Genomic DNA, 16,698 nt, shown 5'->3' on the forward strand with positions numbered 1-16,698 from the left:
TGTCAGGATCGGTCCGTCGTCGACGTCCGGACCGGTGTTATGCCCTTTCGGGCCATTTGTGGGGTCAGCCCCCGATCCGCGCACCACTTCCAGCTTCGAAGAGGTGACAGATTTCTGTCGGCACCGAGAACGAGACCGTTTCGCCAATCTCGGCGCGGAATGCTTTGTCTGCTTTCACCGAGACCAGAGCTCCGCCTACCCGAACCGAGATCATGGTCGCGTCGCCCAGCAATTCCAGTGTATAGATCGGAGCGGTGATCTGACCTTTCCCATCGGCAAGGCTGGCATCTTCGGCCCTGAAGCCCAGTGTCATTGGGCCATCCGGTGCGTCCACCGCAATTTCGACATGCTCGGCGCGGAATATTCCGTCGGCAACTTCGCCATCCATCAAATTCATTGCTGGTGAACCGATGAAGCTGGCGACGAAAGTATTCGCGGGACGGTCATAAATTTCGGTCGGGCTTCCGACCTGCTGAACCACGCCCTGTTTCATCACGACGACGCGGTCAGCAAGGGTCATGGCCTCGATCTGGTCGTGGGTGACGTAAATGGTGGTGACAGCCAGCTCGTGACTGAGGTTCTTGATCTGCGCCCGGGTGGAGACCCGCAGTTTGGCGTCAAGATTCGACAGCGGTTCGTCCATCAGGAACACATTTGGTTCGCGCACGATAGCACGGGCGAGCGCCACTCGCTGTCGCTGACCACCTGAGAGCTCGGCGGGTTTGCGATGTAGAAAATCGTCCAGCTCGACCATCGCGCTGGCGCGGCGTACCTTTTCGTCGTGGGTCGACGGGTCGATGCCGCGCACCTTCAGCGGAAAGCGGATGTTTTCATAGACGTTCATGTTGGGATAAAGCGCGTAGCTCTGGAACACCATCGCAACGTCGCGGTCCTTCGGCTCCAGATCGTTGATCACATTCCCATCGACCAGGATTTCGCCCTCGGTCACGTCCTCAAGTCCGGCGATCATCCGCATAGTCGTTGTCTTGCCGCAACCCGAGGGGCCGAGTAGGACCAGAAACTCGCGATCAGCAATGGTCAGGTCGAAATTGTGAACCCCAACAAATGAGCCCCATCGCTTGCCGACGTTCCGCAATTGAATTTCCGCCATGCTGCCCCCTGCAAGGAATCATTTTGCATACGTTTGCAAAACTGTAATTCGCATGTACCAAATCAGGCAAGACTTTTTTGCATGCGTATGCAAAACTACAGGAAGAGTCCGACTCAAACTGGCTTGTCACCCCTCGCAACACTTTGACTAAAATGGTAAATACCGTGAACTTTCATACAGAAAAAAAACTTGTCTCTGCGTTTCATACCGCAATGGATTCCGCAGCGGAGAAAGAAACTCCGAAGGTAATGAGCCAATTCTGCGCTTCAGAGTTGAAGTGGCGCGGCTTTCATCCGTTCAATGAAATCAACGGCGCCGAACAGGTTGCCCAGCAATTCTGGCAGCCGCTGAAGGGCAGTCTAGCTCACTTGCAGAACCGTGTGGATATTCTGTTTGCGGGGCAAAACGCGTTGCGCGGAGAGACCGAAGTTTGGGTTGTCGCCATGGGCCATTTGATGGGGCTGTTCGATCGACCGTGGTTAGGTATTCGCCCAAACGGCAAATTGGCGTTCCTACGTTATTGCGCGTTTTACAAAGTAGCTGGTGACAGAATTGTCGAAACCGCGATGTTCTTCGACATCCCGCACCTGATGGTCCAAGCTGGCCAGAACCCGTTCCCCCCTCAGACAGCAGCACATTTGGTGCAGCCCGGACCAAGGTCGCATGATGGATTGCTGCTTGATGAACAACCCGCAGACGAAGGCGAAAAGACACTGGCGGTCATCAACGCGATGATTGCGGATCTGGGCCGCTGGGACAGCGGACTGTCGCTAGAAGAAGAATTGGCGCGAACGTGGCACCAGGACATGATCTGGTGGGGGCCCGAAGGAATTGGCGCGACCTACACGATCGAACGCTATGCCAGGCAACACTCTGGACCGTTTCGCGCCGCTTTCACAGATCGATCAAAGACCAATCACGTCTGCCGCCTGGCCGAAGGGCATTACGGTGGCTTCTTTGGATGGCCCAACTTTACTGCTACGCCCACAGGGGGTTTCATGGGGATGCCAGCCACCGGAAATCCCGGTGAATTCAGGGTGATCGATATCTATCGCCGCGTCGAAGACAAGCTGGCCGAAAACTGGATATTCATCGACTTGCTGCATTTCTGGAAAGGGCAAGGTGTAGACATTCTGGCGCGCACCACCGGGATTGAAGCATCATGAGGATAGATGCGCATCACCACCTGTGGGACCTTTCGGCCGTGAACTATCCTTGGCTTTTGGAAAAAGGTACAGTTCGGTTTTTCGGCGACCCGTCTTCCATCCAGCGGGACTATATGCTCCCGGAGTTTCGCGCAGACGCCATAGCCATGGGGTTCAGCGCTTCGGTACATATTCAGGTCGGTGCTGCTGACCCCTGGGCCGAGGCGCAGTGGGTACAATCCGTTGCCGACCAATTCCCGGACTGGCCGTTGGTGCAAGTGGCATTCTGCGATCTGACCTCTGATGATCTGGATGCACAGCTCGACCGTCTTCAAACCCTGCCTTCGGTGCGCGGCGTTCGTCAGATTATTGGCCGCGCTCCCAGTGAAGACGCCTCAACTGGCACGAACGCGTTACTTGAAGACCCAAAGTTCTTGACTGGTTTGAAGCAACTAGGCACCCGAGGGCTGTCCTTTGATCTTCAACTGCTGCCAGAGCTGATGGGTCAAACCGCGAATGTCCTCTCACAGGCCCCGGAAACCCGGATCGCACTCTGCCACGCAGGTTCGCCGTACGATCGGACTCCGCAAGGTTTGCGAGTGTGGGCAGATGAATTGACGGCATTGTCAAGCCTGCCACAAATCTGTTGCAAACTCTCCGGCCTCGGAATGTTCGACCACAACTGGAACGCTGAAAGCGTCTCGCCGATCGTTTCAACCTGCTTGTCACAGTTCGGCGCCGATCGCTGCATGTTCGGATCGAACTTCCCGGTCGGCAGCCTTACCTCAACTTACAAAGAAGTCGTTTCCCGACACGAGGAACTCATCCCGGAGTCGATGCTGGACGACGTATTTCGCGGCACATCAGAACGTTTCTATCGCATTGAATAGCGGCGGCACATACAAGCCAGCATACCTGCGCCGTTTTACTGAGACTGCTTGGCAAACCCGGCGAAAGGCCATGCGAATGAAAGCTCCTGCACGCAGGCTTTAAAGCTGACCGGCAGGCCCGCACCTTCATGTCACCTGTTTCCTCTGATCCTCCATTCCCATTGAGCACAGAATCGGACTGCTGTTTTGGCGAGACTGAAACGTGGACTTGTCCGACAGTCCGGACCAATTTGTCAGGATCAGGCTTTGTGCGACGGCACCGCCCAGTGTGGTGCCAGGACCGGTCACAATGAACAGATCCGGTGCGAACTCGTGCGCGGCCTGCGCTATGGCATGGGTGAAATCATAAGTCTCGGTCACTTGATGGCCCAGGGTGTAATCCCAAAGCGCATTCAGGTCGCAAGCTCCGGGCCACCATATCCGGCCACGACCGTCGATCAGGGGTAGGTCCGGTTGCCGAAACAAGACAGCGCCCAGTTGCGTGCGGCCTTGCGCCGAGACCGTAGCCTGAAGATGCGAATGGAACCCGGCATGGTTGGCCAATCGCATGGGAAAACGTTCCTGAGCCACAGGTACGGCCTTTTCGAACACGGCCAAACCGGCGTCGTCGCCTGCAAGTACCAACATGCCGCCCAGATCAATCGACAGGGTCAGCGTTGCATCGGTTCGGTCAATGTCATCCACCAATGCAAGCAGCTCTGCCTTGCGGGCCTGATCAGGACGCCAGTCGGAATCCATGAAAGGATAGATCAATTGGCCACCGATCATGTTTTCCTGCATCAGAGTGCCCATGGTGTTGACCACCTCGAACCCTCCTTCGGCTGATAGCGCACCGCCGCAGGCCAGCGCCGAATACCAGCCCATCGAATTTCCCGTCACCGCAACCACTTCGATTCTGTCAGGATTGATGGCGCGGAAATCGCCCAGAGTAGCGGCGTAGATCAGGGCGGATGCATTGTCGCCTCGCGTGTGCTTGGCCATGGAATATCGTGCGGCACCGTCCAGTTCGCTGAGGGTGTCTTGCCCCTGCGCGCGCCGCATGTCATCAAAGCGCGCCAGTAGGGCCTTGTCGCTGAATTGCCGACCCAGAACACCCAGTTCGGGCTTGTTATAGGTACCTCGGCCGGGGCAGATGACGACGGCAGTTTGTTTGGCGGAACTCATTTGCCGGCCTCCATCAAGGATCGCGCGGCTGCTTCGATGCTTTCTTTCGATGGCATGGTTGCAGCATAGCCCGGGCCGGTGGCAATAAAGCTGTCTTCGGCGGTAATTCGGGCCAGCGGCACATTGGTGGTTTCGTGGAAATGCGCCATGAGAGCTTCGGCCACACCGCCATGATGACGGGTTTCGTCTACAATCAGGATGCGTTTGGCCCCGGTCACGGCCTGTGTCAGTGCCGCTTTGGGTAATGGGGACAACCAGCGCATATCAACGATCCGGGTTTTGATCCCGTCAGCCTGCAACGCTTGGCGTGCCTGATGGCTGAGATAAACGCCATTTCCAAATGTGACAATTGCAAGATCGTTGCCGTCACCCTCCACACCTACCTCGCCGAAGCCGATCTTTTCAGAAGGGTCGGGATAGGTTTGCATCCAGCCGCCGTCTCCGGCCTCGTGCAGGTCCCGCATCGGGTAAAGCGCGATGGGTTCGAGGAAAACGACCAGCCGCTGTTCTTCACGCGCGAGGCGCACGCATTCACGCAGCATCCGCGCGGCGTCGGCACCGTTCGACGGGCAGGCCAGGATCAGGCCCGGAATGTCGCGTAATACAGCAACCGAGTTGTCGTTGTGGAAATGTCCGCCAAACCCTTTTTGATACCCCAGTCCGGCAATGCGCACGACCATCGGGTTGGTGTATTGACCGTTCGAGAAAAAGGGCAGGGTGGCGGCCTCACCTCGCAGCTGATCCTCGGCATTGTGAAGATAGGCCAGAAACTGGATTTCCGGCATTGGCGTGAACCCGTTCTGAGCCATGCCGATCGCCAGGCCCAGGATCGACTGTTCGTCCAGCAACGTGTCGATCATCCGATCAGGGCCAAACCGTGTTTGCAGCTTTTGGGTCACGCCGTAAACGCCGCCCTTGCGCCCGACATCTTCCCCCATCATGACGATCTCGCCATGTTCCAGCATCAGATCGGTCAGTGCCCAGTTGATCAATCGCGACATGATCTGCGGTTCGGAATGTGCCTTGAGGTCGCTGCCGAACACCTCGGTCCGACGCTCGGGTGCTGGGCCATTGGTTGGTGCGCAGGGGCGCGCGGGCGGGATCAGGCTGGCCATCACCTCTTTGGCATGTTGCAGGCGAGGGCGAGTGACTGCCTGATCGGCCACGCGGGCAACCCGGGCGCAGGTATCATTATAGACGCCTAGCGCCTGTTCCGGGCTCATCGCGCCGAACTGATCCAACAGGCGCACGGAATGCAGCAGCGGGTCGTTGGCCTCTTCGGCCTCAACCTCGGCCTTTGGCATATATGTGGTTGGCATATCGGCCCCGGCGTGACCGTACAGACGAACAGTCCGAACATGCAGAAAGGCGGGTTTCTTTCGGCTGCGCACATAGTCGGCCGCCTGTTGCGCAACGTGGTAGGAGTCAAACATGTCCAACCCGTCGCACGAGAAATACTTTAGGCCGGGGCGACCCGAGAAAGTGGCCGCGATCCAGCCTTTCGGCGTTTTGGTCGAGATACCGATTCCGTTGTCTTCACAGCAGAACAGCAGGGGCAGGGGTACTGACTGGAAAGACGTCCACTGCGCTGTGTTGAACGCACCTTGTGCGGTGGAATGGTTGGCCGAGGCATCACCGAAGGAACAGAAGACGATGGCGTCGTCCGGCATATCTGCATGTTCCGGACGGCGACGACGCGCTGCGCTAATGCCATACGCCGCGCCAACCGCCTTGGGAAGGTGGCTGGCGATGGTCGAGGTCTGCGGTGGAATGCACAGCGCTTTTGATCCCAGAACCTTGTGGCGCCCGCCACTGATCGGGTCTTCGGAGGACGAGGCAAAGGACAGCAGAATGTCCCATGTCGGGCTTTGACCCGGCACCTGATCCGAGCGGGCAATCTGGAATGCCGCATCGCGGTAGTGCAGGAAGGCCGGATCAGTCGGGCGCAGGGCTGCGGCAACAGCCGCCATGCCCTCATGCCCGGACGACCCGATCGTGTAGAACCCCTGACCCGCCTTCTGCATCGCTCGGCTTTGCTGGTCGAGCGCCCGGCTCAGGCATTGCGCCCTGAAAAGCGCAACGGCTTCTGGGCCGGTCAGAGGACCTGACGGAGCGGTCCCTTCAGGAAAGTCCAGCGCTGCAACCCGGCGCAGGAAATTGTCATGCACGATTGCGGCGCGATCCATGTCAGATGTCCTTAGGCGAAGGCTTGCAGACCTGTCTGCGCACGACCTAGGATCAGGGCATGCACGTCATGGGTGCCTTCATAGGTGTTGACGGTTTCAAGGTTCACCATGTGACGGATCACGTGGAAGTCCTGACTGATCCCGTTGCCACCATGCATATCGCGGGCATGACGGGCGATCTCAAGCGCCTTGCCGCAATTGTTTCGTTTGATCAGGCTGACCATCTCGGGCGCGGCGCGGGCTTCGTCCATCAGGCGACCCACGCGCAGCGCGGCTTGCAGGCCCAGCGTGATCTCGGTCTGCATGTTGGCAAGCTTCAGTTGAAACAGTTGTGTCTGCGCCAGCGGACGGCCGAACTGTTTACGGTCCAACCCATATTGCCGGGCCGCGTGCCAGCACGCCTCGGCTGCGCCCATCGACCCCCAGGCAATGCCGTAACGCGCACGGTTCAGACAGCCGAATGGGCCTTTCAGACCTTCGACATTGGGCAGCAGGGCGTCTTCGCTTACCTCGACATTGTTCATCACGATCTCACCGGTGATCGAGGCGCGCAGAGACAGCTTGCCTTCGATCTTGGGGGCCGACAATCCAGCCGTTCCCTTATCCAGAACAAAGCCTTTGATCTTGCCGCCATGCGCCTCGGATTTGGCCCAAACGACGAACACATCCGCGATCGGGGCATTCGAGATCCACATTTTCGACCCGTTCAGCACATAGCCGCCCTCGGTTTTCCTTGCGATTGTCTTCATCGAGCCGGGGTCCGAACCGGCATCGGGTTCAGTCAGCCCAAAACAGCCGATATACTCGCCGCTTGCCAGTTTCGGCAGGTATTTCGTGCGCTGATCTTCGGTGCCGTAGGCGTAAATCGGATACATCACCAGGCTGGATTGCACCGACATCATTGACCGGTAGCCGCTGTCCACACGCTCGACCTCGCGCGCGACCAGACCATAGGTCACATAGCTGGACCCAATACCGCCATATTCCTCGGGAATGGTTGTTCCCAGCAACCCCATCTCGCCCATCTCGCGAAAGATGGCTGGGTCGGTTTCTTCATTGGCAAACGCGGCAGTTACCCGAGGCAGCAGCTTATCCTGTGCGTAGGCATGTGCAGCGTCACGAACCATGCGTTCGTCTTCGGCCAACTGGTCTTCCATCAGGAACGGGTCGTCCCAGGTGAAGGGACCGAGATGCGGGGCAGATTGAGGTTTCATGCAAGTTTCCTTTCCACAGCGGTTTTCAGACGTGCAAGGCCCGCTGCAATTGTATCTTCGGCATAAGCGAACGACAGGCGAAGATGGCCCGGCATCCCAAAGGCGCGGCCGGGCACCAGGGCAACGCCGGCATCTTCCAGCAACCACGTGCAGAATTCCGCGTCGCTGTCAAATGGCCCGCCTTGTTCCTTCAGCAGATCAGTGCAGGACGGAAAGGCATAAAACGCCCCGTCCGGTGCTGAACAGCGCAATCCGGGCACCGCATTCAACCCGTCTACGACCAGGTCTCGGCGAGTGGCAAAGAGGGCGCGACGCTCCTCCAGCAACCCGGGTTCGCAAGTGATCGCGGCCAGCGAGGCCCATTGTGAGATTGAGCATGCCCCCGATGTGACCTGTCCCTGTACAGCGACCATGGCTCTGATCAGATCGGTCGGTCCGATCCCCCAGCCAATGCGCCATCCGGTCATTGACCAGGCTTTGGCCACACCGTTGACGATCAGCATGCGATTGGTCAGCGCCGGGGCGGCCTTTGCCACTGAAGCGAAAGGCACATAGCTGAGATGGCGGTAAATCTCATCCGCCAGAATCCAGACGTGAGTGTGGCGTTCCAACACCTCGAAAAGTCCTGAAATTTCTGCTTTTGAGTAAATCGAGCCTGACGGGTTCGAGGGCGAATTCAGCATCAGCCAGCGCGTGCGCGGTGTGATGGCGGCCTCCAATTGTTCAGGCAGCAGTTTGAAGCCCTGCTCCATCGGGCAAGGCAATACCACCGGCACCCCACCTGCCATGCGGACAATATCGGAATAACTCGTCCAATAGGGTGCAGGCATGATGACTTCGTCGCCGGGGTTAAGGCTGGCCAGCATCGCATTTGCGATTACCTGTTTAGCGCCTGTTGATACGATGACCTGAGTCATCTCGGCACCCGCTTGTCGGGCGATTTCCGCGCGCAGTGCAGGCACACCGGCAGTGGGTGGATATTTGGTTTTACCTTCCAGTGCTGCTGAATGCGCAGCTTCGACCACATAAGGCGGTGTAGGCAGGTCCGGTTCGCCAGTTGACAGCGCCAGAACATCGCGCCCTTCAGCGCGCAGGCGGGCGGCGGCCTCTGAGATCTGGACGATTTCCGACAATTCGATACCGTTCAACCGGTCAGCGCGCTGGAACATCATGAAACTTCCTCTGCAGATGAGTTTGGTTTTAGCCAGAAAGTCACTTGAGAAAAATACGCCAATAAGTATCCTTTCAGTGACTAAAACTCATGAATGTCATGCCCCGCATCAACTCACTGCCATCTCTTGCGCTCATGCGCAGTTTCGAAGCCGCCGCGCGCCATGAAAGCTATACAATGGCGGCCGAGGAGCTTGGCGTGACCCAAAGCGCGATCAGCCGTCAGGTCCGAGAGCTTGAGGCCGCGATTGGCGTTACGCTGTTTCGGCGGGTCGGTCGGGCCGTGCGCTTGTCAAAAGCGGGGCGGGCTTTGCGAGACGAGCTGGCAGGTGACCTTGAGCGTCTCAGTGGCACGATCAACCGTGCAATTGCAGCCGGAGACGGAGCGTCGCTGTTGACCTTGGCTGTACTGCCCACCTTTGCGACGCGGTGGCTGGTGCCGCGCCTGCCGGATTTCAAAATGCGCCATCCGGGGATTGAACTGGACCTGCACTCCTACACGACGCCTTTCAGCCTTGAAGAACGACGCATGGATCTGGCAATCCATTTCGGGCAGGAGGATTGGCCGGGTGCGCAATTGCGCAGGTTGTTCCCAGAGCATCTGGTGGTCACGGCAGCACCCGAGTTGCTCAGGCGTCACAGGCTGGACACCCGCGCGCAAACCTTTGATCTGCCGCTTTTGCATCTGACCTCGCGCCCCGAGCTGTGGTCCACCTATCACTCTCAGCTCGGGCTGGATCCGGGGGCGGTTTTTTTGGGGATGCGGTTTGACCAGTTCTCGATGCTGATCGAAGCCGCAGTCGTCGGTTTGGGTGCCGCTATTCTGCCCTCTTATTTGATTGAAGAGGAGTTGGCATCCGGCGTTCTGACCGAAATCGGCCAGATCACCAACACGTCGAACAGCGCCTATTACATTGCGACGCCAACTGGTCAGAAGAACGACGCGGTTCAGGCTTTTGTAAACTGGATCAGGAAGCAGACGCGGGCACGCGGGTAACTGGGCAAATACAGAAGATCGAATTCATTGCCCGCAGGCACATCTCAGGCAAAAATCTGCCTGAGCCAGGTTTCAAACATCTGTTTTGCAGCAGCGTTCGCGTTCGATCTCTGCCCATCGACAAGGAAATGGTTCTGTTCGATTGGAATGGCGTCCCCGACAATCGCGATGGACCTTCCGGCCTCGATTGCCGTTCTGGCAAAGCGCTCAAGGATTACTGCGTATCCTCCACCTTCCGACACAATGTCCACGGCGGCAATTGTCGTGTCCACGGTGTAGGAAGACGCCGTGGGAGAATACGTTATGCCGAATGCGGAGAAATACCTGTGCCACATGTCCTGAAACCCCAAGATCTGTATCTGCGGTTTATCAAGCAGTTCTTCAGTAGAAGGCCATTTCTGATTTCGCGACTTGGTCGCAACCGGAACGATGCGCTCATCCGAGATCTTGCTGATTGGCCCATCGTTCCATTCCCTGTTTCCCAAACGCAGTTCGACATCAACGTTTTCCCTGCCTGCGGATTCTGCCCAGATATTTGAAACCAACCTAATGGATACACCCGGGTGGGCGCGCGAAAACTCGGGCAATTTGCCGGCAAGGAACAAGCTGGCCGTGGAAATCGGCACACGCACGACCAACTCGTGCTTCTGACTGGAACCAAACAGGCTTGCGGTTGACAGGTCGATATCGCCCAAAGCGCGCCGAACAGAGAACGCATACGCCTGTCCGACCTCTGTCAGGCTTAGATTCCGAGCGGCGCGAAAGAACAAAGGGCAGCCCAGCTGTGCTTCCAGCGAGCGAACGTGCAGGCTTAAGGCCGTCTGTGTGATGCCCAGTTCTTCTGCCGCAGCAGTAAAGCTCATATGCCGTGCGGCACAGTCAAAAGACCGTAGCCAGACCAGATTGGGCGATTTGGACATTTCCAGCACCAAAAAAATTTATGGATACTGGCGATATTTATTCGTTTTACACGCTGCATTCAACGCCCGTAAATTTCATCAGGGAAAAACAGTGCTGGTCATCAGATTGGGCATCGGAAAGGGAACGAAGGTATGAAAGTTGGATTTATCGGCCTTGGAAATGTCGGTGGGAAACTCAGTGGCAGTTTGCTGCGCAACGGCGTTGATCTGACCGTACACGATCTGAACTCTGATCTGGTGTCAGTTTTCGTCGACCGCGGGGCAAAGGCTGCCGAGAATCCGGCACAACTGATGCGGGATTGTGATGCGGTCATCACCTGCCTGCCTTCTCCGGCGGCTTCGGACGCCGTAATGCAGAAAATGCTGCCCGAAGTGACCGTGGGCAAAATCTGGATGGAAATGTCCACGACGGATGAAGCAGAGGTCAAGCGTCTGGGTGCTATGGTGAAGGATCGCGGTGGCGCTGCCGTCGATTGTCCGGTCTCGGGCGGATGTCATCGGGCGGATACCGGTAATATTTCGATCTTTGCCGGATGTGATCGCGCCACGTTCGAACGTATCCTGCCGTTCCTGACCACGATGGGGCGTCGCATTCTGCACACGGGCGAACTGGGATCAGCTTCGGTGCTGAAGGTGCTGACCAACTATCTGGCCACTGCAAACCTGATCACCTGTTCAGAGGCGCTTGTCGTCGCCAAGGCCGCCGGAATGGATTTGAATACGGCGTATGAGGCAATGAAGATCAGTTCGGGGACATCCTTCGTGCATGAAACCGAAAGTCAGGTCATCCTAAACGGAACTCGCGATATCTCGTTCACGATGGACCTGGTGTTGAAGGATATCGGCCTGTTTCAGGACGTGGCGGATCGCGCCGGGGTGCCGCTGGAGATCAATCCGCTTATGATCGAGATTTTCAAGGATGGGATCGAGAAATACGGCCCTCGTGAGTTTTCCCCCAACATCATTCGCCGGCTGGAAGACAAAACCGGGATGGATATCCGCGCGCCGGGGTTCCCTGCGGAAATGCTGGACGATGAGCCGGAAGAGCCGGGTTACGAAGTGATCCCGCAAGGATCTGACCTAAAGGCAGCCGAATAGGGCGGTGCGCGGCGGGCAGGAAACGGATCTACAGCATGGCGGATCATCATTCTTACGCCGTTACGTTCGCCGACATGGGGGATCCTGCATCACGCCTGAAGCAAAACGGCTGGAACGTCTGGCCGTTCTTCGTGCCGCCGTTTCTGATGGGAACGGTTCCATTTCCGCTGCCCGTGTCCCCAAGAAACCGGATGGGCGGGGCAAGTGCGCGAAGCGCTCGATAACCGCCGCCCGTTCCACGAATAGGTCACATCATGTATCGCCGGCCATCACGCAAGTATCCTTACGAGCCGCCTCCGGCTTGGTCCTGAAAAAGGCGACTTTATTCAGGAAAGGACAATCACGTGACGACCCAAGATGCGAACCCTCAGGACACCACCAACGCACTCCCCGAGCCAGGCCCCATGAGCCGCGAATGGCATTGGCACCCGTACTTGCCGGTGAAATACGCCCCGTACTGGAACTGGCCGCCGAAAATCGGCGTCTTGGCGAAATGGGTTTGGCACAACTGGCTTCAGTTCTCGGACCGCTCGATCTTTCTGGCCTTGGCCTTCCTGGTGGCCTTCTGGGTGCAACCGGTCGGTGTCGGGCAGGCCTCGTTTGCCCCGGGCTGGGTGTCATGGGTATTCATTCGGAACTGGGTGCTGCTGCTGATCGTCGCCGGTGGCCTGCACATGTGGTTCTATGGGGTCGACGGGCAAGGAAAGCTGCTGAAATACGACCCGAGACCCTACATGAAGCGCAAGAATGCATTGTACAAGTTCGGCTATCAGACCTGGGACAACATCTACCATTCAATGGTCTTTGGCGCGACATTCCTGTCGATGCTGGAGTGCTTTCTGCGCTGGATGTACGCCAACGACTATATCGCCACGCTCAGCTTCGCGGTGCATCCGGTCTGGTTCGTGCTGCTGTTCCCGATCCTGGCGATCTGGCAGAGCTTTCATTTCTACGTGGTGCATCTGTTTCTGCATCAGCCGTTCATCTACAGACATGTTCACGCCGTGCATCACCGCAACGTCAATACCGGCCCATGGTCGGGCATGTCGATGCACCCCGTCGAGGCCTTCGGATATCTTAGTGCCATCCTTATCGTGTTGGTACTGCCCAGCAACCCGGTCCACATGATCTTTCTGGGCTATTGGCTTATGCTGGGTGCCGCCTCGTCTCATTCCGGGTACGAGGCCATCTGGGTGCGCGACCGTCAGGCGTTGTTGATCGGGGCGTTTTTCCACCAGTTGCATCACCGTTATTACGAATGCAATTACGGCAACGCGGAAATGCCCTGGGACAAGTGGTTCGGTACCTATCACGACGGCTCGGAAGAGGCCACAAAACGAACACGCTACCGCAAGCGCGAAATGCACGCCAAATAGGGCGACACGCAACGCGGGCCGTGCGCAGATGGCGCCGCTATGGCGGATCATTTTTCTTGCCCGACAACGCTTGATTGAACCGACCCCGTTGCCGAAATCCTGACCCTATACGAAACTGGGCGCGCGGGGCCGGATGGCAATTCCCTCCGGCCCGATTATACTGGGCAAATGAAAGATACCGCTCCAGATTGGTTTGAAACCTGTGTCAGCCAGCTGACCACAACAAGTACTCAACGTGTGTGGTCAGTTCTGGTCACGATTTTCGGCGATCTGGCGCAGGATGGGTCGGATCAGATCAGTGGATCACTCATTACGGCGCTTACGCGTCTGGCGGGGATCAGGGCCGAGGCCACACGTGTTGCGTTGCATCGGTTGCGCAAGGAAGGTTGGATTGAAAGCACGCGGGTTGGTCGGAACAGTGTGCACAGGCTGACCAGCTTTGGTCGCAGTCAAAGCGTAGCGGCCGCACCGCGTATCTATTCCCGCGACTCGAACATGCCGGATATCTGGCATGTCCTCATCGCCAGCAACTCGGAAAGTTCCCGGAAGGAATTGTCGGATCTGATGCTGACAGGAGATTACTTCTCACTGAATGCGTCCACAGCCATGGCGCCCGGGCCGATGCCGGATGACCTTGAGGAGCTTTTGGGTTTCGAGAGCGACACGATTTCCGTCCCAAACTGGCTTCGGGATCTGTGTGGACCGGAGCCGCTGAAAACCGCCTATGATCAATTCTGGGACGCAATTCAGATTGTTGAGCGGCTTTTGCCTGCGGAAGGGGCGGGCGATCCGATGCGTTCGGCGGTTTTGCGCGTATTGGTCGTGCACGCTTGGCGACGTATCGTTCTGCGCCATCCGAGCCTGCCGCCGGTTTTCCTGCCGGACGACTGGAAAGGCGCCGCGTGTAGAGAAGCTGTCTCACACTTGTTGGACAGGCTGCCGCGCCCGTCGCTTTCGAGCTTGGAAGCCGAGCTGATAGACTAACCCTCAGCAAGGCAAAATTCGGGCGAGCTGTTGGATTTCCTGCCATAATCAAGAGAGCCTGTGTCGTTTTGTGCAGTCACGAAAACTTCTTTGGTCAGCAGTCACCTTTAATGTTACAGGATGTGCGACACATGAGAAGATTGAGTAACATAAGTCTTGCATCGAATCAGGGGAAGATTTATTAACCGACCAGACGGTTGATATTGTTCCGAGGGAACAGGGGTACTCTAAGATGGACGCTTTCATTTGTGACGCGACGCGCACTCCGATTGGACGATACGGAGCAGCGCTCTCGTCGGTCCGCACAGATGATCTGGCCGCTCTTCCTTTGGCGGCTTTGAAGGCGCGCAACCCTCAGGTCGACTGGGCCAGTGTTGACGACGTGATCTATGGCGATGCCAACCAGGCGGGCGAGAGCAACCGAAACGTTGCGCGTATGGCGGCACTGCTGGCGGGTTTGCCGATTGAAGTGCCGGGAACGACGGTGAACCGTTTATGTGCCAGCGGCATGGATGCTGTGGGAATGGTGGCGCGCGGCATCAAGGCGGGCGACTACGATCTGGCCATCGCGGGTGGCGTGGAAAGCATGTCTCGCGCGCCGTTTGTGATGCCCAAGGCAACTTCGGCGTTTACCCGCAGCAATGCGGTGTACGACACCACGATCGGTTGGCGCTTTGTGAACCCGAAAATGAAGCATGCATACGGCGTGGACTCCATGCCGCAAACGGCCGACAATGTCGCCGAAGATTATGGTATCAGCCGGGAAGACCAGGATGTCTTTGCTGCACGCAGCCAGTCCCGCTGGGCCACCGCGCATGCGGCTGGGGTGTTCAAGGACGAAATCACGCCGGTTTCGGTTCCCCAGCGCAAGGGCGATCCGATTTTCGTTGATACGGACGAGCACCCGCGCCCGGGAACTACGGCCGAAAAACTCGCGGGTTTGAAAGGTGTGAACGGGCCCGACAAAACCGTGACGGCGGGGAATGCATCCGGTGTGAATGATGGCGCAGCGGCGATCCTGATGGCGAATGAGGCCGCAGCAGCCAAGAACGGTCTGACCCCGATGGCCCGGGTGGTTGGCATGTCGGTTGCAGGTGTTGCACCACGTGTAATGGGCATCGGCCCGGTGCCGGCTAGCCGCAAGGTTTTGGCCCGGGCAGGGCTGAGCGTGGATCAGATGGATGTCATCGAGTTGAATGAGGCATTTGCCTCTCAAGGCCTTGCCACCTTGCGCGAGCTGGGCCTGCCGGACGACGCGCCCCACGTGAACCCCAATGGCGGGGCCATCGCATTGGGCCATCCGTTGGGTATGAGCGGCGCGCGTCTGGTGCTGACCGCAGCCTATCAATTGAAACGTACCGGGGGTCGCTATGCGCTCTGCACCATGTGTGTGGGTGTCGGGCAGGGCGCTGCCCTTATTCTTGAACGCGTGTAACGGAGGAGACGGGACATGTATGCTCAGATGGTAGAATCCGAAGCGTCAAATGATGATCCGGACAAGCTTGCTGAATTCCAGGCGCGGATCGACGCGGATATCAAGATCGAACCCAAGGACTGGATGCCTCACGGGTATCGCAAGACGCTGATCCGTCAGATTGGACAGCACGCTCATTCCGAGATTGTGGGCCAATTGCCGGAAGGTAACTGGATCACGCGTGCGCCGACATTGGAACGGAAGGCGATCCTTCTGGCCAAGGTGCAGGATGAGGCCGGGCATGGGCTCTACCTGTATTGTGCGGCCGAAACGCTGGGTGTCAGCCGCGACGAGATCACCGAGATGCTGCTGGACGGCCGCATGAAATACTCGTCGATCTTTAACTATCCGACGTTGAACTGGGCCGATATTGGCGCGGTTGGATGGTTGGTCGACGGGGCGGCGATCATGAACCAGGTGCCGCTGCAAAGAACGTCATTCGGGCCGTATTCCCGCGCCATGATCCGTATCTGCAAGGAAGAGAGCTTTCATCAGCGTCAGGGTTATGACGCGATCCGCAAGATGGCCGAAGGCACGCCCGAACAGCGCAAGATGGCACAGGATGCGATGAACCGTCTGTGGTACCCGTCGCTGATGATGTTTGGGCCCTCGGACAAGGACAGTGTGCATTCGGCGCAATCCATGGCCTGGAAGATCAAGATCAACACCAATGACGAACTGCGTCAGAAATTTGTCGATCAAACCGTTCCGCAGGCCGAATATCTGGGTCTGACGATTCCCGATCCGGACCTGAAATGGAACGAAGAGCGGGGCCACTATGATTACACCGATCCCGATTGGTCCGAATTCTTTGACGTGATCAAGGGCAATGGTCCCTGCAATATCGATCGTCTGGCCGCTCGGAACAAGGCTTGGGACGACGGCACGTGGGTTCGTGACGGGCTGTTGGCCCATGCCCGCAAGAAAAAGGCCGGCAATCTGGCTGCTGAATAAGCTTACCCTGAGGAG

At 57.7% G+C, this 16,698-nt stretch carries 15 protein-coding genes; 9 read left to right on the plus strand and 6 right to left on the minus strand.

Going from position 1 to position 16,698, the window contains the following annotated elements:
• Nucleotides 1-64: 64 nt before the first annotated feature.
• Complete coding sequence (locus tag AC2FLP_RS12300) at nt 65-1,111, minus strand: ABC transporter ATP-binding protein (protein WP_299897768.1); 1,047 nt, start codon at nt 1,109-1,111, stop codon at nt 65-67.
• A gap of 248 nt (nt 1,112-1,359) precedes the next feature.
• Between AC2FLP_RS12300 and AC2FLP_RS12305 the strand changes: the two genes are divergently transcribed.
• The gene (locus AC2FLP_RS12305) at nt 1,360-2,277 is read left to right on the plus strand and encodes a nuclear transport factor 2 family protein (RefSeq protein WP_496684752.1); all 918 of its coding nucleotides are present in this window, start codon (nt 1,360-1,362) and stop codon (nt 2,275-2,277) included.
• Nucleotides 2,274-3,146: an amidohydrolase family protein gene (locus AC2FLP_RS12310; RefSeq protein WP_496684753.1), complete on the plus strand. Its 873-nt coding sequence runs from the start codon at nt 2,274-2,276 to the stop codon at nt 3,144-3,146. The genes AC2FLP_RS12305 and AC2FLP_RS12310 overlap by 4 nt, the downstream gene beginning before the upstream one ends.
• Nucleotides 3,147-3,272: 126 nt before the next feature.
• Here the strand turns inward: AC2FLP_RS12310 and AC2FLP_RS12315 are convergent, their stop codons facing one another.
• Genes AC2FLP_RS12315 through AC2FLP_RS12330 form a run of 4 tightly spaced genes read right to left on the minus strand, consistent with a single transcriptional unit; the run spans nt 3,273 to nt 8,882 of the window.
• Nucleotides 3,273-4,310, minus strand: coding sequence for an ACP S-malonyltransferase (locus AC2FLP_RS12315; protein WP_496684754.1), 1,038 nt, complete (start codon nt 4,308-4,310; stop codon nt 3,273-3,275).
• Nucleotides 4,307-6,496 carry a dehydrogenase E1 component subunit alpha/beta gene (locus AC2FLP_RS12320; RefSeq protein WP_496684755.1) on the minus strand — a complete coding sequence of 730 codons (2,190 nt, stop codon included), beginning with the start codon at nt 6,494-6,496 and terminating at the stop codon, nt 4,307-4,309. Before AC2FLP_RS12320 ends, AC2FLP_RS12315 begins: the two co-directional genes overlap by 4 nt.
• Nucleotides 6,497-6,507: 11 nt before the next feature.
• Nucleotides 6,508-7,710, minus strand: a complete 1,203-nt coding sequence (locus AC2FLP_RS12325; RefSeq protein ID WP_117873060.1) for an acyl-CoA dehydrogenase — start codon at nt 7,708-7,710, stop codon at nt 6,508-6,510.
• Nucleotides 7,707-8,882, minus strand: a complete 1,176-nt coding sequence (locus AC2FLP_RS12330; protein WP_299897785.1) for a pyridoxal phosphate-dependent aminotransferase — start codon at nt 8,880-8,882, stop codon at nt 7,707-7,709. Before AC2FLP_RS12330 ends, AC2FLP_RS12325 begins: the two co-directional genes overlap by 4 nt.
• Nucleotides 8,883-8,971: 89 nt before the next feature.
• Between AC2FLP_RS12330 and AC2FLP_RS12335 the strand changes: the two genes are divergently transcribed.
• Nucleotides 8,972-9,877 (plus strand): LysR substrate-binding domain-containing protein, encoded by a 906-nt coding sequence (locus AC2FLP_RS12335; protein ID WP_496684757.1) that lies wholly within the window; start codon nt 8,972-8,974, stop codon nt 9,875-9,877.
• Nucleotides 9,878-9,921: 44 nt separating this feature from the next.
• On the opposite strand, the gene AC2FLP_RS12340 is transcribed toward AC2FLP_RS12335, so the two are convergent.
• The gene (locus AC2FLP_RS12340; RefSeq protein ID WP_117873062.1) at nt 9,922-10,797 is read right to left on the minus strand and encodes a LysR family transcriptional regulator; all 876 of its coding nucleotides are present in this window, start codon (nt 10,795-10,797) and stop codon (nt 9,922-9,924) included.
• 132 nt (nt 10,798-10,929) lie between these two features.
• Here AC2FLP_RS12340 and AC2FLP_RS12345 point away from each other — a divergent pair, with 132 nt between their 5' ends.
• The 6 genes from AC2FLP_RS12345 to paaA all read left to right on the plus strand — a co-directional run bounded on the left by AC2FLP_RS12345 (nt 10,930) and on the right by paaA (nt 16,683).
• Nucleotides 10,930-11,895 (plus strand): NAD(P)-dependent oxidoreductase, encoded by a 966-nt coding sequence (locus tag AC2FLP_RS12345; protein WP_496684759.1) that lies wholly within the window; start codon nt 10,930-10,932, stop codon nt 11,893-11,895.
• Nucleotides 11,896-11,930: 35 nt separating this feature from the next.
• A complete protein-coding gene (locus tag AC2FLP_RS12350; RefSeq protein WP_117873064.1) occupies nt 11,931-12,119 on the plus strand; it encodes a hypothetical protein in 189 nt (62 codons plus the stop codon).
• Between the two features lie 120 nt (nt 12,120-12,239).
• Nucleotides 12,240-13,271 (plus strand): sterol desaturase family protein, encoded by a 1,032-nt coding sequence (locus tag AC2FLP_RS12355; protein WP_496684760.1) that lies wholly within the window; start codon nt 12,240-12,242, stop codon nt 13,269-13,271.
• A gap of 168 nt (nt 13,272-13,439) precedes the next feature.
• Nucleotides 13,440-14,255, plus strand: coding sequence for a PaaX family transcriptional regulator C-terminal domain-containing protein (locus AC2FLP_RS12360; protein WP_117873066.1), 816 nt, complete (start codon nt 13,440-13,442; stop codon nt 14,253-14,255).
• 232 nt (nt 14,256-14,487) lie between these two features.
• Complete coding sequence (gene pcaF / locus AC2FLP_RS12365) at nt 14,488-15,690, plus strand: 3-oxoadipyl-CoA thiolase (RefSeq protein WP_496684762.1); 1,203 nt, start codon at nt 14,488-14,490, stop codon at nt 15,688-15,690.
• 15 nt (nt 15,691-15,705) lie between these two features.
• A complete protein-coding gene (gene paaA / locus AC2FLP_RS12370; RefSeq protein ID WP_496684764.1) occupies nt 15,706-16,683 on the plus strand; it encodes a 1,2-phenylacetyl-CoA epoxidase subunit PaaA in 978 nt (325 codons plus the stop codon).
• The last annotated feature ends 15 nt before the right edge of the window (nt 16,684-16,698 follow it).

Source organism: Ruegeria sp. CDSA141 (assembly GCF_059612005.1).